Annotated in this window: 18 protein-coding genes and 1 tRNA gene; 9 read left to right on the top strand and 10 right to left on the bottom strand. The window is 60.7% G+C overall.

Going from position 1 to position 16,671, the window contains the following annotated elements; all coding sequences use genetic code 11:
- Positions 1-2 precede the first annotated feature (2 nt).
- Positions 3-1,181: a tRNA guanosine(34) transglycosylase Tgt gene (gene tgt / locus ACWIVK_RS01490; protein WP_448574758.1), complete on the bottom strand. Its 1,179-nt coding sequence runs from the start codon at positions 1,179-1,181 to the stop codon at positions 3-5.
- A 125-nt stretch (positions 1,182-1,306) separates the two neighbouring features.
- Here tgt and ACWIVK_RS01485 point away from each other — a divergent pair, with 125 nt between their 5' ends.
- Positions 1,307-1,981 carry a class I SAM-dependent methyltransferase gene (locus ACWIVK_RS01485; protein ID WP_448574757.1) on the top strand — a complete coding sequence of 225 codons (675 nt, stop codon included), beginning with the start codon at positions 1,307-1,309 and terminating at the stop codon, positions 1,979-1,981.
- A gap of 13 nt (positions 1,982-1,994) precedes the next feature.
- Here the strand turns inward: ACWIVK_RS01485 and tatA are convergent, their stop codons facing one another.
- A complete protein-coding gene (tatA, locus tag ACWIVK_RS01480) occupies positions 1,995-2,510 on the bottom strand; it encodes a twin-arginine translocase TatA/TatE family subunit (protein ID WP_448574756.1) in 516 nt (171 codons plus the stop codon).
- 117 nt (positions 2,511-2,627) lie between these two features.
- Between tatA and ACWIVK_RS01475 the strand changes: the two genes are divergently transcribed.
- The 5 genes from ACWIVK_RS01475 (at position 2,628) to ACWIVK_RS01455 (ending at position 6,504) form a co-directional block, all read left to right on the top strand.
- Complete coding sequence (locus tag ACWIVK_RS01475; RefSeq protein WP_448574755.1) at positions 2,628-3,776, top strand: glycosyltransferase family 4 protein; 1,149 nt, start codon at positions 2,628-2,630, stop codon at positions 3,774-3,776.
- Positions 3,766-4,374 carry an aminoacyl-tRNA hydrolase gene (gene pth, locus ACWIVK_RS01470; protein WP_448574754.1) on the top strand — a complete coding sequence of 203 codons (609 nt, stop codon included), beginning with the start codon at positions 3,766-3,768 and terminating at the stop codon, positions 4,372-4,374. The genes ACWIVK_RS01475 and pth overlap by 11 nt, the downstream gene beginning before the upstream one ends.
- A gap of 197 nt (positions 4,375-4,571) precedes the next feature.
- The gene (locus tag ACWIVK_RS01465; RefSeq protein WP_448574753.1) at positions 4,572-5,117 is read left to right on the top strand and encodes a cob(I)yrinic acid a,c-diamide adenosyltransferase; all 546 of its coding nucleotides are present in this window, start codon (positions 4,572-4,574) and stop codon (positions 5,115-5,117) included.
- On the top strand, positions 5,086-5,541 hold the full coding sequence (locus ACWIVK_RS01460) for a cobalamin B12-binding domain-containing protein (RefSeq protein WP_448574752.1): 456 nt from the start codon (positions 5,086-5,088) through the stop codon (positions 5,539-5,541). Before ACWIVK_RS01465 ends, ACWIVK_RS01460 begins: the two co-directional genes overlap by 32 nt.
- 6 nt (positions 5,542-5,547) lie before the next feature.
- Complete coding sequence (locus tag ACWIVK_RS01455) at positions 5,548-6,504, top strand: methylmalonyl Co-A mutase-associated GTPase MeaB (protein ID WP_448574751.1); 957 nt, start codon at positions 5,548-5,550, stop codon at positions 6,502-6,504.
- Here ACWIVK_RS01455 and larB read toward each other — a convergent pair.
- Genes larB through ruvC form a run of 3 tightly spaced genes read right to left on the bottom strand, consistent with a single transcriptional unit; the run spans position 6,444 to position 8,556 of the window.
- On the bottom strand, positions 6,444-7,262 hold the full coding sequence (larB, locus tag ACWIVK_RS01450) for a nickel pincer cofactor biosynthesis protein LarB (RefSeq protein WP_448574750.1): 819 nt from the start codon (positions 7,260-7,262) through the stop codon (positions 6,444-6,446). The genes ACWIVK_RS01455 and larB overlap by 61 nt on opposite strands.
- Positions 7,259-8,056, bottom strand: a complete 798-nt coding sequence (locus ACWIVK_RS01445; RefSeq protein ID WP_448574749.1) for a TlyA family RNA methyltransferase — start codon at positions 8,054-8,056, stop codon at positions 7,259-7,261. The genes larB and ACWIVK_RS01445 overlap by 4 nt, the downstream gene beginning before the upstream one ends.
- Before the next feature lie 8 nt (positions 8,057-8,064).
- Positions 8,065-8,556, bottom strand: coding sequence for a crossover junction endodeoxyribonuclease RuvC (ruvC, locus tag ACWIVK_RS01440; protein ID WP_448574748.1), 492 nt, complete (start codon positions 8,554-8,556; stop codon positions 8,065-8,067).
- A gap of 289 nt (positions 8,557-8,845) precedes the next feature.
- On the opposite strand from ruvC, the gene rpoD reads away from it, so the two are divergent.
- Positions 8,846-9,955, top strand: coding sequence for an RNA polymerase sigma factor RpoD (rpoD, locus tag ACWIVK_RS01435; RefSeq protein ID WP_448574833.1), 1,110 nt, complete (start codon positions 8,846-8,848; stop codon positions 9,953-9,955).
- Positions 9,956-10,013: 58 nt separating this feature from the next.
- Positions 10,014-10,679: a DsbA family oxidoreductase gene (locus ACWIVK_RS01430; protein WP_448574747.1), complete on the top strand. Its 666-nt coding sequence runs from the start codon at positions 10,014-10,016 to the stop codon at positions 10,677-10,679.
- On the opposite strand, the gene fabF is transcribed toward ACWIVK_RS01430, so the two are convergent.
- The 3 genes from fabF to ACWIVK_RS01415 form a co-directional block, all read right to left on the bottom strand.
- Positions 10,601-11,902 (bottom strand): beta-ketoacyl-ACP synthase II, encoded by a 1,302-nt coding sequence (fabF, locus tag ACWIVK_RS01425; RefSeq protein ID WP_448574746.1) that lies wholly within the window; start codon positions 11,900-11,902, stop codon positions 10,601-10,603. The two genes, ACWIVK_RS01430 and fabF, sit on opposite strands and share 79 nt — an antisense overlap.
- A gap of 1 nt (position 11,903) precedes the next feature.
- Positions 11,904-12,890 carry a 2-hydroxyacid dehydrogenase gene (locus tag ACWIVK_RS01420; RefSeq protein ID WP_448574832.1) on the bottom strand — a complete coding sequence of 329 codons (987 nt, stop codon included), beginning with the start codon at positions 12,888-12,890 and terminating at the stop codon, positions 11,904-11,906.
- Between the two features lie 193 nt (positions 12,891-13,083).
- Positions 13,084-13,155 (bottom strand) — tRNA-Asn (locus ACWIVK_RS01415).
- 175 nt (positions 13,156-13,330) lie between these two features.
- Between ACWIVK_RS01415 and ACWIVK_RS01410 the strand changes: the two genes are divergently transcribed.
- Positions 13,331-14,320: an ornithine cyclodeaminase family protein gene (locus ACWIVK_RS01410; RefSeq protein WP_448574745.1), complete on the top strand. Its 990-nt coding sequence runs from the start codon at positions 13,331-13,333 to the stop codon at positions 14,318-14,320.
- A 60-nt stretch (positions 14,321-14,380) separates the two neighbouring features.
- On the opposite strand, the gene ACWIVK_RS01405 is transcribed toward ACWIVK_RS01410, so the two are convergent.
- On the bottom strand, positions 14,381-16,105 hold the full coding sequence (locus ACWIVK_RS01405) for a complex I 51 kDa subunit family protein (protein ID WP_448574744.1): 1,725 nt from the start codon (positions 16,103-16,105) through the stop codon (positions 14,381-14,383).
- Positions 16,089-16,634 (bottom strand): NADH-quinone oxidoreductase subunit NuoE family protein, encoded by a 546-nt coding sequence (locus ACWIVK_RS01400; protein WP_448574743.1) that lies wholly within the window; start codon positions 16,632-16,634, stop codon positions 16,089-16,091. The genes ACWIVK_RS01405 and ACWIVK_RS01400 overlap by 17 nt, the downstream gene beginning before the upstream one ends.
- Positions 16,635-16,671: the final 37 nt, after the last annotated feature.

Here is a 16,671-nt window from a genome sequence, read left to right as displayed (position 1 = left end):
CCTCACCCGTTGACCAGACGATCGCTCGCTGTCAGGGCTGTTCGCGCCTCGTACGAGGACAGAAACCGCTCCATGGATGCCGCGAACGTTCCTTCTGCGATCGCACATCGCATCGTTTCCATCTGGCGCTGCAAGAAACGCACGTTGTGGATCGTGGCGAGCCGGTAGGCCAGTAGTTCGCGCGCGCGGAAGAGATGGTGCAGATAGGCTGCACTGAATCGACGGCAGGTGTAACAGTCACACGTCTCGTCGACTGGTGCAGTCTGAAGACGAAAGCGCGCTCCGGTGATGTCCACGCGGCCGGTCGGCGTGAAGAGTGCACCATGTCGTGCCAAGCGGGTCGGCAGGACACAATCGAAGAGATCGATGCCGCGCGCGACCGCTCGCCAGAGATCATCCGGCGCACCGATGCCCATCAGGTAACGCGGCCGATCGTCGGGCAACTCGCCTGCGGTTGCATCGAGCAGTGCATAGAGAAGATCCTTGGGTTCACCGACACTGAGTCCACCGATCGCCAGACCGTCTACCGGTAGCGAGGCCACGAAGCGCGCACTTTCGACACGGCGGCTCGGATCGAAGCCGCCTTGGATGATGCCGAATAACAACGGTCGCTCCTCCTCCGCGAGCGTCGCTGTCAATTCCTGGAAGCGGTGGAGACTCCATTGCAGCCAACGGTGCGTCCGAACCATCGCCTCCTGATGCCGCTCGTCGGATTCTCCGAAGCCGACGACGTCATCCAAGGGCATCAGCACGTCGGAACCGAACAACATTTGGAGCTCGATGACGCTGTCGGGGGTGAGTTCGCGAAGGGAGCCGTCGATGTGCGATCGAAATCGGACCCCTTTCTCCGTGACGTCTCGGAGCTTTGCCAAACTATAAACCTGAAAACCGCCGGAGTCAGTTAGAATCGGACCGCCCCAGCCCATAAAGGCATGCAAGCCCCCACATGCTGCGATGACCTCCGGTCCTGGGCGTAGGAAGAGATGGTACGTGTTCGCCAATACGATCTCGCTCCCTGTCGCACGCACTTCGTCGGGCGTCAGGGACTTGACTGTCGCTTGCGTTCCAACCGGCATGAACGCGGGGGTCCGTACCGGCCCGCGACGAGTGTGGAGGACACCGAGACGGGCCTTCGTGGCTGTGTCGCGTGCAATGATGCGGAATCTTCCCTTGCCGTTCATGCCTTTTACATCGATCCTTTCGTCGATCCTCTCGATCGAAAAGTGCCGCTCCTGTTATCTCCCGATCCGGTATACCCTCTCGATCGAGAATCGCACAAGGTGGACGAAGAGGAAGAACGAGCACCATGCCAGAGTCACCGCTTCGCCGGTTGCGGCTGATTCCACGCGGTCTGAACGTGCGTCGGTCGGTACTGGAACTCTTCTACGGTCCACTCGCCCCGGCCTATCCGCTTCTGACCCACCTGCTCTTCGGCGACGCATGGCGAGCTTGGCAGCGTGCTGCGTTGCCCTGGCTTGCCGGTGTGCGAGTCGTTGCTGAGCTTGGAAGTGGGCCAGGTGACCTCGCGGCGGACCTGGCTGGGAAAGGCAAGCGCGTCCTGGCGATCGATCGCTCCCGGACGATGACTCGGCTGGCTCGCCGCCGCATCGCACGCTTCGAGCGCGTGTGGATCGTCTGTGCTGACGCCCGGCGACTACCATTGCGTGACGCTTGCCTCGATGCGGTCGTGACCACCTTTCCGACCGAAGTCTTCCTGACCCACGAGTTGACCAGTGAAGTAGCTCGGGTACTCCGTCCAGGAGGCCTGTACGTTGCGGTCGTTGCCGCACAGCCGCGCTCGTGGCCGTGGTGGATGCGTCTTTTCCGTCGATTTTTCGGTCCGGCTGCTGCCCATGTTCCACTCGACTGTGCGCGGCTTCCTTCCCCACCACCCGTCCCGCTCTTCGCCGAGATGCGTTGGGAAACACGGGACGATGCTACTGGTCGCGTCTGCCTGTGGATCGCTCGGCGCGCGAGTTAGCGTGCGGGAACACTCACGTTTCCCACGGTCCAGTCGATGGCAACGGTTTCGACTCGGTGAGCAGCTCGTCGAGGTCGACGAGATCCGCGAGCGGGTCATCCTTCGTCGGCTCTCGCCGTCCGTTACCGACGGTAGCCGATACGGCGGTTGCCTCCGGGTGCTCGAGAGGCGGGACCATCGGAGAAGCGGGCATGGTCGCAGGTGCCGCAACCTGATCGGGCGCAACCGCACTCGCTGCTTCAGAGACCGTGACCGTCGCCTCGTTCAGCGCCGCCCGCGTCTCTTGAAGTGCGGCATGAGTTTCTTGCTGGACGGAGAGAACTGACGTGGCGACTTCCGTCGTGCTCACCTGAACCTCACGGAATGCCTGCTCGAACTCGCTCGTCAGTTCCTTTGTCGCGTTGCGGAATTCTCGAACTGCTCGTCCCACCGTGGCGGCGATTTCCGGTAATTTGCCAGGACCGAAGAGCACGAGAGCTAAGATCATTATGACGAGCAGCTCGCCAGGTCCCATTCCGAAGAAGTCCATAACTCTTCCTCTTCGCCTTTCCGCGTATGGGTTACCGCACCAGTACCGTGCGATCTCGGTAGCCGAGACAACGAACTCCGCACGAAGTATAACAGGCTCGGGGAGGGGGTCCTGACGGTGAGGTTCCCGCCAGCTTCAGTTGTCGCGCTCGATGGGCGTCTCTTGGCATATCGTCGGGGCGGGATCAGTCGCTATATTGCTGAACTCGGTCGTGCTTTGGCACGTGCGGAAAGCGATTCTTCAGAAGTGCGCTTTCGGCTCGTCGTCAATCGAGTTCCGCCGGATCTGCCGTTGCCGTCGCTTCGGGTCATGACACCACCGCATCATCGATTGGAAACCTGGATCCTCGGCTGCGAACTCGCGTTCCGCAGCATTCGTGTTTACCATGCAACCGATTTCGTCCTACCGCGCCTTCCCCCTTGGATACGCGGTGTCACGACCATCCATGACCTTGCTTTTCTCGATGCACCCGGCGATTTGACTCCCTCCTCTTTCCGCTACTACCGGCAGACTCTAGCGCGGCTCCGAGCGGCGGATCGGATCATCGTGCCGTCTGAGGCCACTGCTCGGCGACTCCAGTTGGTGGTACCAGAGACGAGTGAGCGCATCCGCGTCATCTATCACGGGGTCCACCAATGGGGATCGACTGTGACCGATGCCTGGGAACGATCGAGCCAGATCCTGATGCCGCGGCTCGGCCCTCGGATCGAAGGGCGACCGCTCCTTCTCGCCGTGGGGACGATCGAGCCGCGCAAACGGTACGATCTCTTGCTGAAGGCGTTCTCGCTTCTCCGGCAGGCTGACGTGCAACCTGCTCCGTTGCTGGTGATCGTCGGACAAGAAGGTTGGCAATGCACCAGTACCGTCCAGCAATTCCGCGTTGGAGAGCGCGAAAGAGTCCTGTGTTGGTTGTCGGACATCGATGACGAGGACTTGCATGCGCTCTACTCTGTAGCGTCTGCGCTCATCGTGGCAAGCCGAGACGAAGGTTTCTGCTTGCCAGCAGCCGAGGCGATGGCTCACGGCGTACCCGTCGTTGCTTTCGCTGTCGGCGCACTTCCGGAGATCGTGGGTGATGCTGGACTCTTGATTCGAGAAGAAACGGCGGCGAGCCTCGCGGGGGCACTGGTTCGCTTACTGAGCGATACTGATCTCCGGGCAGAGCTGGCGTACCGGGCTCGCCTTCGAGCACAGCGCTTTAGCTGGGAAGAATCGTGTCGACGCACGCTTGCAGTTTATCAGGAGGTGCTCGCTCGTGACTTCTGATGCATGGCTCGTAGTTGGATTGGGTAATCCAGGCCCGCAATACGCCGGAACCCGACACAACGTGGGGTTTTGGGTGATCGATCGCGTGGCGCAACGTACTAACGTCGTCGGTTTTCAGCGACGATTCGAGGGAGAGTTTGCTGCGGTGCACACTGACCGTGGGTTACTTTTGCTGCTCAAGCCACTGACATTCATGAATCGCAGTGGCGTGGCTGTCGCAGCAGCGGTTCGCTGGTACAAACTTTCCTTGGATCGAATGCTCGTGGTTCACGATGACATGGACTTGCCACTCGGTACATTACGGTTCCGGCAGGGAGGAAGCGCTGCCGGCCACCACGGTGTCGAATCGGTGATTCGCGAACTGGGAAGCGATCGTTTCGGACGTCTTCGGATCGGCATTGGGCGACCGACCCGGCGTGAGGAAGGACGCGACTTCGTGCTGAGTCCATTCCATCCCGACGAGCGACCGCTCGCGGAGCGCATCGCAGCTCTCGCAGCCGAAGCGGTCTTGGTGTGGCACCGGGAAGGCATGACGGTCGCGATGAATCGGTTCAACGGACTCCGTCTGTCTCTCGACGAGAGTGCGGTGCCTCGTTGATCGAGCGTCGCAGGGGAGACTTTGGATCTCCTTCGGAGTATGCGTCTCGACCCATCGGTTTAGGTCCATGCGGGTGCGTCGTGCTCGCCCGTCACCGTCGCGCGCGGCTGGGGATGATCACTGGCAGGTATCCCAAGAAAGACGGAATGACGTACGGCAACAAGGTATCATGACCATGAAAAGGGATGGAGGGCATGATGGACGTCGATCGGGGCCAAACGGAACGAGCGTATCTCATGCTGCTTGTCGGTGACGAGCGTCGGACATCCGATGCTGCACTGGGTATTGCGTTGCGTGGTGCTGGGCATGGATTGCGGATCCACATCATCCAGTTCTTGAAAACAGGGCGCGAGCGGGGAGAGGTTGCCGCAGTTTCTTTCTTGACCGGCGTCACGCTCTCCCAGTACGGCATGATCGATGTCCGGACACGCCCTGAAGAGATCCGCGGCCCAGCAATCTCGCCGGAGCGCTTGCAGGCTGCGCTACGAGAGGCCAGGCAGCATGTAGCACTGCGGGTGACGAACATCCTGATTCTCGACGGTCTTTTGACCCTGGTCGATGAGGGAATGGTCGAGGAGAAGACCATTCTCGAGTTAGTCGAGCGGGCCGCACCCTGGACCGATATCGTCCTGACGGGACGAGCGGCGACACCAGCCCTGCAAGAGGCGGCTGATAGCGTCACGCTTATGCAAACGATCAAATCGCGGGATCATGAGCCGCTGCGACGAGGATTGCACTATTGAGCAGGAGGCACCGGTGCGACGACCGATCCGCGTCTTGATCGCGAAACCTGGCCTGGACGGCCACGACCGTGGTGCGAAGGTCCTAGCACGAGCACTGCGCGATGCGGGAATGGAAGTGATCTACACCGGTCTCTTCCAAACGCCTGAAACGATCGCACGAAGCGCCGTCGATGAGGATGTCGACGTTGTCGGCCTGAGCATCCTCTCGGGCGCACACAATCAACTCGTACCGGAAGTAATGCGAGCGCTGCGGTCCGCTGGGAAAGAGGATGTTCTGGTACTTGTCGGCGGAATCATCCCTGAGGAGGACATTCCCTTTCTCAAGGCACAGGGGGTTGCCGAGGTTTTCGGTCCCGGTACGCCGCTTGCAGAAATCATTCGCTTCATCGAAACGCATGTTGGTGAGCCGGTGAGGGGCGCGTGAGTCGAGATGTCCCAGGATTTGAGGAGCTTGCTCGAAGGCGTTCGGAATCGAGATCGTTCCTCCTTGGCGCGTGCACTCTCCCTGTTGGAGCGTCAACCTGATCGGGGGCAGATCCCTCTCCTCGAGCGTAGCGGACACGCGACGGTCATCGCGGTCGCTGGACCGCCGGGAGCGGGCAAGAGTACGCTGTTGGGTCGAGTGGCCGCTGAGATGAGCATGAGGGATATGTCGGTCGCCGTCCTCGCCTTCGATCCGGTCAGCCCGTGTTCCGGAGGCGCCCTCCTCGGCGATCGGATCCGCATGCTCGATGCCGCAGAGCACCCCAACGTCTACGTGCGTTCCGTCGCTGCGCGCGATCCGGCCGGTTCTCCTGTTCTCCCTGCGCTCCTCGCTGTCCTCGATCTTTATGGATTCGACGTCGTCTTTCTCGAGGCGGTCGGTGCCGGGCAGGAGGCTTCGCCGCTCCTCCTCGCCGCGGATCTCGCTCTCCTCGTACTCGTCCCCGGGCTCGGCGATAGCGTGCAGACGTTGAAGGCAGGCGTTCTCGAGATCGCAGACCTTATCGTGATCAACAAATCGGATCGTCCTGGTGCAGCTGAACTCGTTCGCGACCTTTCGGCGTACTACCGGCTCCTCACCGGGACGAGTCACCCTGTTCCACCCATCTTGCAGACGGTCGCGAGCGAAGGCCAGGGAATCACAGCGGTGGTCGAGACGATCGCTGAACTCCGAGATCGCTATGCCGCGAGTGGCATCCTCGAAGATCGGCGGCGCCGTGCTGCCACTCGTCTGTGGCAGCACTCTCTCCGCACGCGCTGTCTGCGCATCATCGACGAAGTGCTGAACGACGGATCCACATCGGTCGACGGCGCTCATGGCGCGAGCACTCGTGAGCGACAGCTTTACCGGAAACTCGCCGAGCGGTTCGCCCTCCTCGCCGCCTCGTCGGATGATTCTCGCTGACTCCGTTGACCAGCACAGCGATTCGCGATCTTGGCTGCAGCTGCTCCGGCCCCGACACCATTGTCGATATTGACGACGACCAAGCCGGGAGCACAAGACTGCAGCATGCTGTACAACGCCGCTTGCCCTTGTCCTCCGATACCGTACCCGACCGGGGTCGGTAGCCCAATCACCGGGACGGACACGAGTCCAGCGACCACACTCGGCAGAACCCCGTCCATGCCAGCGGCGACGATCAGCACATCGGCATCCCATTCGCTGACCAGATCGCGTAGCGCAGGTACCAAACGATGCAAACCAGCGACGCCGACATCGTAGACGATACGAACGAGACAACCCAGTTCCTCCGCCACGAGCTGCGCTTCTTCAGCCGCCGGTCGATCAGCCGCTCCAGCCGTCAAGATGCCCACCCGTCCACCCGTGGGCTGGACAACGCACTCGTCTCGCCTGAGAACGATTGTCCGCTTCGAAGGTGACGTGCGTACCGATACCGAGGCGAACCGGGTGCAGATGGCCTCATACTGGACTGGTTGTACCCGGCTGACGAGCACTCGACCCTCTCGTTCCAGCAAGAGGTCGATGGCAGCGAGAAGTTGCTCCATCGTTTTGCCCTCGGCGAGGACGATTTCCGGCACGCCGGTTCGCCGGGCTCGCACGGGGTCCACCCACACGCCTGGATTCGTCCGACCCGATAGCTCTTCGCCCTCGAGAGCAGCCCGAAGATCCTGAAACGGATCGCTCTTCCATGCTCCCGTCATGCCGCAGACTCCGCACCACTCAAGACGTTCGCGATGAGCGAACCGATGTCCGGTCGTGAAACACCGTTCCGCCGCAGGAGGAGAAAATACTCGATGTTGCCTTCTGCACCGGCGATCGGGGAGCGAATCAGGCCCTCGACAGAGAAGCCCAGCTCCAGAGCTGTCGCTGTGACTCGCTCGAGCACTTCGCGGTGCACAGCGAGGTCACGTACAACGCCCCCTTTCCCTACCTTACCGCGTCCGGCTTCGAACTGCGGCTTCACGAGAGCGATGACCCGACCACCCGGAGCGAGTACTTTCCATGCGGCCGGCAAGACGAGGCGCAGCGAAATGAACGAGACATCGATCGTAACGAGATCGATCGGTTCCGGCAACGTTTCGAGGTAACGAACGTTTGTCCGTTCCATCACCACCACTCGTGGATCATGACGCAATCGGTAATGGAGCTGTCCCCGACCGACATCGATCGCATACACCCGCCGCGCACCGTGCTGTAAAAGCACGTCGGTGAAGCCACCAGTCGATGCGCCGAAATCGGCACACACGAGCCCGTTGACATCGATTCCAAACGAGCGCAGCGCATGCTCCAGCTTCTCCCCACCACGGCTGACATAGCGCGGCGGCTCCAAAATCCTCAGCTCAGCATCCGCTGGCAGCAACTCCCCGGCCTTTTCGACTCGCTGGTCGCCCAGCCACACCCTACCAGCCATGATCAAAGCGCGAGCCTGACTCCGCGTCGCCACCAGTCCGCGGGACACGAGGAGGTCATCGGCTCTGACACGATGCTTGGTCATCATTCGACTCAGGTGAATCGCTCCAGCTGCGCAGCACGACTGTGCTGGAAGTAGCAAACGGCGAGCGCCAGAGCATCGGCTGCATCGTCAGGCTGCGGAAGTACAGGCAACTGCAACAAGAGACGAACCATCTCCTGCATTTCGCGCTTTCCCGCTCGCCCATATCCACCCACCGCCTGCTTGACCTGTGCGGGAGTGTACTCGACAACAGGAAGAGCACGCTGTCCGCACAGGAGCAAGACGATTCCTCGAGCTTGTCCCACAGCCAGCGCGGTCGTCACGTTTCGAGCAAAGAAAAGTTGTTCTAATGCGACGACATCGGGTTGCCAGCGCTCCAACAGTTGAGCGAGTTCGTCATACAGAACGACCAGCCGCCGTTCTATCGGTAAGTGGGCCGGGGTGCTCACCACACCGAAGGCCAGCGCTCGCAGCGGTTCGTCTCCTTCGACCACACCGTAACCCAACAACGCCATTCCGGGATCGACCCCTAGGACACGCACACTCGCCTCACTCGTTTCGTCAGAGCTGCCGTTTCCAGCATTTCGAACACACCAACCGGTACGGATCGTCGAGAATCGCTTGAAAGCATAGCCAAAGTGCAGTATACTCCCGATTGGAACGCACGCATGATCGCCTCGCGCAACTGAACGGAAGGGACAGCGAGTGAAAGGCGGACGAGATTCGCCATGACCGCTCGCCGGGAAACGGCCCACGACGTCTTGATTGCATGACCCGAGAAGAACGTCGATACGGTGCCGACTGGTGAGTGGGGGTTGAAGCATGGATTCCATGGATCTGCATGCCGTGGACGGAACGAGCGATTCCTTCTTCCTCGCTGACGATGTGTTTCCCTCACTGACCGATTTGGACGAGCTTTCCACAGACGAAACTTCGAGGCCGAACGAGAGCGAAGATCTCCTTCCCTCACGACACTCACGCCTCCAGCGACGATTGCGCGATAACCTCGAACGTTTTGACGACGACGGTCTCAGCACCAGCGATACTGTTCGCCTCTATCTCCAAGAGATCGGTGAAACAGCGCTTCTGACCCCCCAAGAGGAAGTCTGGCTCGCTCAACGCATCGAACGCGGCAAGATCGCCAAAGCTCGGCTCGAGCGGGGAGACTACGAGTCGGAAGACGAACGACTCGCCCTCGTCGCAGATAAGGAAGACGGCGAACGTGCCCGCGCTCATTTGATCCAAGCCAATCTGCGGCTGGTGGTCAGCGTCGCCAAGAAATATGTCGGACGTGGTCTCTCTTTTCTCGACCTCATTCAAGAGGGAAATATCGGCCTGATGAAGGCGACCGAGAAGTTCGACTACAAGAGAGGCTACAAGTTTTCCACCTATGCGACGTGGTGGATCAGACAAGCGATCACGCGGGCGATTTCCGATCAGAGTCGGACTATCCGCCTGCCCGTCCATGTCGGCGAGACTATCAACCGAATCAAGAAGATGAGCCACCGCCTCCAACAGATCCTCGAACGCGAACCGACCCAGTTGGAGGTTGCTCGTGCCCTCGATATGCCGGAAGAAAAGATCCGCCAGATCCTCGAAGCGGCACGCCTCCCCGTCTCGCTGGAAGCGCCGATCGGTCAAGACGGTGACGCATTCTTGGGCGACTTCATCGAGGACGAGACACAGCCAGCCCCATTGGAAATCGCTTCCCAACAACTCCTTCGCCAACAACTCGAAGAAGCGTTGAGTCGGCTCACCGAGCGCGAACGCCGCATCATCATCCTGCGATACGGTCTCGAAGACGGACAGTTCCGTACCCTCGAGGAAGTCGGCCGCGAGTTCGGTATCACCCGTGAGCGAATCCGGCAGATCGAAGCGAAGGCTCTGCGCAAGCTTCGCCACCCGAGCTGCAGTCGTTTCTTGCGAGGCTATCTGGACTGATCGTCACGCTTTTCTGCTATCCTCCTTTCTGTCGGTTGCCGACAGAAAGGAGGGTTTTGTGCTGACGATCGAGTTTTGGTCCGATATCCAATGCCCGTGGAGTTACGTCGTTTCACTGCGTCTGCGCCGAGCGCTGCGCGCCTCCCGTCGCCCGTTCCGCGTTCTCTGGCGCTACTGGCCTCTCGAGCTCGTCAACCAACGTGCCAGCCCGCGTTGGCTCCTGGAAGCCGAACGCGCGATTCTCGCCCGCTGCGAGCCGGAGGCGTTCGCCCCGTGGCGACGGGACGATTATCCCTCCACTTTCCTTCCCGCAATGGCCCTAGCCGCCGCTGCACGCCAGCAGGACCCCGATTTCGCCGACACCGTCGATCGAGCCGTGAGAGAAGCGTTCTTCCTCGACCAGTGCAATGTCGCCGTCCTACCCGAACTCATCGACACACTCGACCGAAAGGGAATCGTCACCGATCGACTGCAAGACGCGTTCTGGTCCGGCATAGGTTGGCGCGAACTCTGGAAGGACTGGCAAGAGAGTCACTCCCGCGCGATACAAGGGAGCCCGCATCTCTTCGTGGTCGAGCGAGGGACGAACGTTCATAGCCCAGGATTGCAAGAAGGCACCACGCCGCTCGGACTGCCGTTGCTGCTTCAAGATGATCCGGGTTTTGTCGAAGAGTGGCTCGACCAACTCGGACGATTCGACGGAGACTCACCCGGCGGATACTGACCGAAGATCAATACGACATTGTGTCCGCCGAAACCGAAAGCATTGCTCATGACGTAGCGTAGGCGCCCTTTCCGTGGTGCATTCGGCACATAATCGAGGTCGCAGTCCGGGTCTGGTTCCAAGAGGTGCCAGGTCGGTGGGATGACTTGATGCACCAAAGCGAGTACCGAGATCGCTGCTTCCAGGGCACCAGCTGCACCTAAGAGGTGTCCAGTCAGTGCTTTCGTCGAACTGACAGGTGGAACGGCCTTCTGTCCACCGAAAAATTGCTTCAACGCTGCTGTTTCCGCTGCATCGTTCAGCGGCGTACTCGTCCCGTGTGCATTGATGTAGTCGATGTCTCGGGTCGAAAGCCCGGCATCCTCCAAAGCCTGACGCATGGCTGCCACTGCGCCGCGCCCATCAGTACAGGGCTGCACGATGTGATAGGCATCCGCCGTGGTTCCATAACCAACGACCTCGGCGAGAATCGGAGCACCGCGCCCACGCGCAAGATCTTCAGCTTCGAGCACCAAAATGGCTGCTCCTTCAGCGATCACGAAACCATCGCGCGTACGATCGAACGGGCGGCTCGCGGTCTCGGGCTCGTCGTTGCGACGCGACAACGCCTGCAAGGCAGCGAACCCCGCTACGACGGTTCGTGTCAACGGTGCCTCGCTCCCACCAGCCAAAGCGATATCAGCGCGGCCGCTCCGAATCATGCGAGCAGCCTCACCGATGGCATTGGCACCGCTCGCACACGCTGACAGCGTCGCAAAATTGGGTCCGGTTGCACCGATAGAGATCGCAGTCACCCCTCCGGCCATATCTGCGAGGAACATCGGAATGAGAAACGGGCTGACTTTCCCCGCACCACGTGTCCGCAATGTCTCGACCCCAGCTTCGAACGTCTCTACTCCACCGAGCGCCGATCCGATCAAGACTGCTGTGCGCTCCGCCAGTGCAGGCGTCAAGTCGAGACGAGCAGCAACCAGAGCCTCTCGCGCCGCAGCGACTGCAAACTGCACGAAGCGATCCGTACGCCTGACGTCCTTTGCGGGTAAGTACTGCTCCGGTGCGAACCCTCTGACCTCTCCCGCGATCCGACTAGGCAAATCATCCGCCGGTACCCGAGTGAGTCGCGACGTACCGGAGTGTCCTTCCATGAGCGCCCGCCACACGGTCGTCGGATCGTTTCCGATCGGCGTGATCATCCCGATCCCAGTCACTACGACGCGACGCATCTCAGTTTCCTTTCCCGCGGACTTCGTCCCAATTCAACGACCGCGGCGGACGTCGGTTCTGGAGAGCCGCTACGAGATTCTCTGCCGCCAACTCGGCCATACGCGCACGCGTCGTCTCGCTCGCACTCGCGATGTGCGGCGTGACGATCACATTCGGACACTGCAGAAGCGGATGATCGGCTGGCAATGGTTCGGGATCGGTGACATCCAAACCTGCTCCCCAGAGATGACCCGTTCGAAGAGCTTCTACCAGGGCCTCGGTATCGACGACGGGACCACGCGCCGTATTGATGAGGATCGACCGAGGTTTCATCAATGCGAGTTCTCGCGCGCCGATCAGCTTTCTAGTTTCTGGTGTCAAGGGCACGTGCAGTGTCACGACGTCGCTTTCGCCCAGAAGCTGCTCGAGGGGGACAAACGTCGCCCCGAGATCTCGCTCGACCTCCGATGACTGCCGGGTCTGGTCCGTGTACAACACCCGCATGCCGAATCCGCGGGCTCGACGAGCAACTGCACGGCCGATCCGTCCGAAACCGATGATCCCCAGCGTTGCACCCGAGAGGTCGCGCCCGAGGAAGCCGAGTGGTTCCCACGTCCTCCAGGTACCGGCTCGAACGCTTTCAGCTGCCTCGCAGACGCGCCGTGCGACGGCAAGCATCAGCGCCCACGTAAAATCAGCTGTCGTTTCCGTCAAAACATCCGGGGTAATGCAGACGATGACACCCTTTCTCGTACACGCATCGACGTCGATATTGTCAAAGCCGACCGCCATATTGCTTACCACTTTGACGGTCGGTAAGGCGTCGAGCAGTGCTTCGTCGATGCGTTCCGTCAAAAGCGTCAACAATCCATCGGCACCGCGCGCGAATTCGACCAGTTCCTCTCGACTCGGTGGAAGGTCTCCAGGCCAAATACGATACTCTAGGCCAGCTCGATCGAGAACACGCAGTCCAGCCTCGGGAATCCGCCTCGTTACGACCGCTCGCACGCTCAACCCTCTCTCCTCGTATCCACGATCCCGACTCGACCTGCGCGCATTCTATCGCTCATACCACAAAGCCGGAACTCGTACCCCATCCAGACGCTGCAACACTGACTGTCTGCGAGCAGAGCCCCTGCACGGAAACACGAAACGGCAACAAACGAAGCCACCCCAGTAATGGGGTGGCTTGGTCATCCGGCTCCCCGAGCAGGATTCGAACCTGCAACCTTGCGGTTAACAGCCGCCTGCTCTACCGTTGAGCTATCGGGGACCGTTCTTCGTTTGTCACAAGCGCATTTTGCCACAAGTGCCGACACACCGTCAAGGCAACGTGCCCTCACAGTCGAGCTGATTGCCACGCTACGGTCCCACACGCATCGGCAAAACCTTCTCGTGGTACACTGCCCCCGGCTGAGTGCGCAGCTATTCCGGAAGGACGAGCGACGATGCTGGTCTTGACGCGACGCGACGTGCAAGAACTCGTGCCGATGTCGAGAGCGATAGAACTCGTCAAGCAGGCCTTCCGCGATCTCTCCCTCGGTCGAGCGCAGTCACCGCTCCGGATACCGCTCGAGGTCGGGGAACACAACGGTACCGTCCTCTTTATGCCAGCTTTTGTCCCCTCGACCGGTGGACTCGGCTTGAAGGTCGTCTCGGTTTTTCCGGATAACCCGCGCTTGCATGACAAGCCGACCATTCACGCGGCGGTTCTCACCGTCGACCCGATCACGGGCGAACCGAGCGCATTGCTCGATGGCACCTATCTCACTGCTCTTCGTACCGGAGCCGCCTCCGGAGCCGCTACCGACCTACTGGCGCGCCAAGACGCCGAAACGCTTCTCGTCATCGGTGCCGGCGCACAGGGTCCGACGCAGGCATGGGCGGTCCTGACTGTGCGACCGATTCGAAAAGTCTATGTTTACGATCGCAACCAGGAAGCCGCTGCAACCTTCGGTGACCGTCTTCGCCAGCTCATGCCGGAGTGTCGAGCCGAGGTCATTCCGATCGAAGATCCGCTCACGGTCTTACCCCGCGTCGACGTCATCTGTACCGCCACGACAGCTCGAGAACCGCTCTTTCCTGACGAACTGGTCCCAGCAGGCGTCCATATCAATGCGATCGGTGCCTTTACCCCCGAGATGCAGGAGATCCCACCCGAGACAGTGGCTCGGGCCTACGTGGTGGTCGACGCGCTGAGCGCGGCGCTCGCCGAGGCAGGCGACCTGATCAAGCCACTTCGCGCCGGTCTCATCGACGAAGAGCACATTCGGACCGAACTCGGTCAGATCGTCGCCGGGCAGAGACCAGGCCGGACATCGCCGGAGCAAATCACCCTTTTCAAATCAGTGGGGAACGCCGTTCAGGATTTGGCAGTCGCCGCCGAAGCCGTGGGCCAGGCTGTTGCGAGAGGGCGTGGGCTCACGATCTCATTGTGAGTAACGCGAGAAGCAAGATCGCCGTCATCGACGGCGATCTTGGACTCAGCGAAGGATGAATCAGCGTCCTACGCCGAGTGGTTCTCCTGCCGCGATCGGGCAAACTCCTGCGCGACAGCGTCGCTCGGTGATATGTTCGATGAACTCGTCCCGGAAGCGCTCCAGCATACCGAGCAGCGGCATCGGTGCAACTTGGCCGAGACCGCACAACGAGAGCTCGATGATGTGCTTACTGGCATACTGGATGCTGTCCAAATCCTGTGGTCGGCCGAATCCATGCCGGATGCGATCCAGGATCTCGACCAATGCCGGTGTTCCGAGCCGGCAGGGTGTGCACTTGCCACACGACTCGTTACGACTGAACGCGACGAGATAGCGGGCGAAATCGACCGCGCAGACGGACTCGTCGAAGACGACGAATCCCCCCGACCCGACCATCGCTCCGAGCGGTGTGAGTGCCTCGAAGTCGAGGGGTACGTCCAGCTCGTCCTCGCGCAGAGGCCCCGCTGACACGCCGCCAGTCTGAATTCCCTTGAAGCGATAGCCTTCGCGCAGGCCGCCGAACACATCGAAAACGAGTTCACGCATCGACAGCCCGAACTCGATCTCGGCGACGCCCAGATATTTGACGGGTCCCTGCATGGTGACGAGTTTGGTCCCAGTGCTTTCCTTGGTGCCCAAGGAAGCGTACCAAGAGCCACCATTCCGGATGATCGCTGGAATCGAGGCGAACGTCTCGGTATTGTTCAACACAGTCGGACGACGCCAGAGTCCTTCTTCCACGGAGCGGGGTGGCTTGGTTCGCGGCTGCCCCCGCTGGCCCATGATCGCGTACATCAAGGCTGAACCTTCGCCACAGATGTACGCACCTCCTCCCGTGCGGACCCGCACGTGGCAGGAGAAGCCGCTTCCCAAGATGTCGTCACCGAGCAACCCCAATTCGTACGCTTGCTCGACAGCACGCTGAAAGCGCTGAAGCGCAAGGGCATGTTCGCCGCCGATGTAGTTGTAACCGTAGGGTGTCTCGAGAGCGTAACAGCCGATCAGTAACCCCTCCAGTACGAGATGCGGGTTCGATTCGAGGAGGCGTCGATCCTTGAAGACGTTCGGTTCTCCCTCATGACTGTTCACGACCACAAACTTCGGTCGCGCAGGTGTGCGGCGCCCGCTCTCCCATTTGATACCGGTCGGGAACCCGGCTCCACCCCGGCCACGCAGGTTCGACGCCTTGACTTCGGCGATGACTTCCTCCGGCGTCATCTCGAAGAGTGCCTTGAGGAAAGCACGGTAGCCACCGATCGCAATATAGTCCTCGATCGATTCCGGATCGATGATGCCCGCATGTTCGAGGAGCAGCCTGCGCTGGCGTCGAAGAAACGGATGCTCGGTAATCGGCGGAATACCTTGCCACGCTTCGGCAGCTCGGACTCCAAGCGCCCAGTCTGGCCGCAGATCGCCACGACGGAGCGCGTCCAGGAGTTCAGGGACACGGTCTGTCGTCATCCAGCCGTAGACGATCGGCGGTTGCCCGGGGAGTTTGACTTCGACGAACGGCTCGGCAAAGCACCATCCGGCACAGCCGACCTGCCTCAGCACCGCAGGGATATGTCCCTCGGAGAGGTGCAGCGACAAGTTCCGGTAGGTCTCCAGCGCCCCCTTCGCGATGCTGCACCCGCTTACCCCCACCGAAATCACCCACTGGTCTTCCGACCACAGCCGCTCCCACCGCGCCTGTGCCTGCGCTGCGTACTGCTCGAACGCAGCCCGATCACTCAAGCGTTTCATCGTTTCCCCCTACCGCTCGGCGCGCGCGAAGCTCCTCGAAGAGCTCCCGCAAGCGATTCTCATCGAGCTGTCCGATGTACTCGTGATGATCGAGTTGAGCAACGGGCGCCAAGTCACACGCCCCTAAGCATCCATTGAAAATGTGCACAGTCAAAAGACCGTCGGGAGTCGTTCCATCCTCAGCGAGACGGTATTCGGTCCGCAACGCGTCGACGACCTTTTGTGACCCAGCGATATAGCATGCGGCACCATGACAGAGCCACAGGAAATGCTCACCCGGTGGTTCGGTGCGAAAATCTGCGTAGAAGGTGAGTAGCCCATAGACCCGATTGATCGTCACGCCCAGATGCTCAGCAATGAGTTGCGCGGCCTGCGGCGGTACCCACCCGTACAGATGCTGTGCTTCCTGGCAAGCACCGACGACCAGCTCCTGCGCCTCCTGGTGGTCTCGAGGGCGATACCGTTCCTCGAGGATACGTCGGAGTGGCTGGAGATCGATCTCCCGGCGAGCCGTTTCCCGTTCCTCCATCACCCGATCCTCTCGCTCATCCGGGGCCAGTATACGC

The sequence above is a fragment of the Thermomicrobium sp. genome (assembly GCF_053493975.1).
Note: the sequence above shows the minus strand (reverse complement) of the source record. Positions and strands in the feature narration are given on the sequence as shown.

What these genes read in the sequence shown, in the direction of transcription:
- ACWIVK_RS01410 (WP_448574745.1), top strand. Translation starts at nt 13,331, where the DNA reads ATGCTGGTCTTGACGCGACGCGACGTGCAAGAACTCGTGCCGATGTCG.
- fabF (WP_448574746.1), bottom strand. Translation starts at nt 11,902, where the DNA reads ATGCGTCGCGTCGTAGTGACTGGGATCGGGATGATCACGCCGATCGGA.
- ACWIVK_RS01460 (WP_448574752.1), top strand. Translation starts at nt 5,086, where the DNA reads ATGAGCCGCTGCGACGAGGATTGCACTATTGAGCAGGAGGCACCGGTG.
- larB (WP_448574750.1), bottom strand. Translation starts at nt 7,262, where the DNA reads ATGACGGGAGCATGGAAGAGCGATCCGTTTCAGGATCTTCGGGCTGCT.
- ACWIVK_RS01400 (WP_448574743.1), bottom strand. Translation starts at nt 16,634, where the DNA reads ATGGAGGAACGGGAAACGGCTCGCCGGGAGATCGATCTCCAGCCACTC.
- ACWIVK_RS01455 (WP_448574751.1), top strand. Translation starts at nt 5,548, where the DNA reads ATGTCCCAGGATTTGAGGAGCTTGCTCGAAGGCGTTCGGAATCGAGAT.
- ACWIVK_RS01485 (WP_448574757.1), top strand. Translation starts at nt 1,307, where the DNA reads ATGCCAGAGTCACCGCTTCGCCGGTTGCGGCTGATTCCACGCGGTCTG.
- ACWIVK_RS01465 (WP_448574753.1), top strand. Translation starts at nt 4,572, where the DNA reads ATGGACGTCGATCGGGGCCAAACGGAACGAGCGTATCTCATGCTGCTT.
- ACWIVK_RS01405 (WP_448574744.1), bottom strand. Translation starts at nt 16,105, where the DNA reads ATGAAACGCTTGAGTGATCGGGCTGCGTTCGAGCAGTACGCAGCGCAG.
- rpoD (WP_448574833.1), top strand. Translation starts at nt 8,846, where the DNA reads ATGGATCTGCATGCCGTGGACGGAACGAGCGATTCCTTCTTCCTCGCT.
- tatA (WP_448574756.1), bottom strand. Translation starts at nt 2,510, where the DNA reads ATGGACTTCTTCGGAATGGGACCTGGCGAGCTGCTCGTCATAATGATC.
- ACWIVK_RS01445 (WP_448574749.1), bottom strand. Translation starts at nt 8,056, where the DNA reads ATGACCAAGCATCGTGTCAGAGCCGATGACCTCCTCGTGTCCCGCGGA.
- tgt (WP_448574758.1), bottom strand. Translation starts at nt 1,181, where the DNA reads ATGAACGGCAAGGGAAGATTCCGCATCATTGCACGCGACACAGCCACG.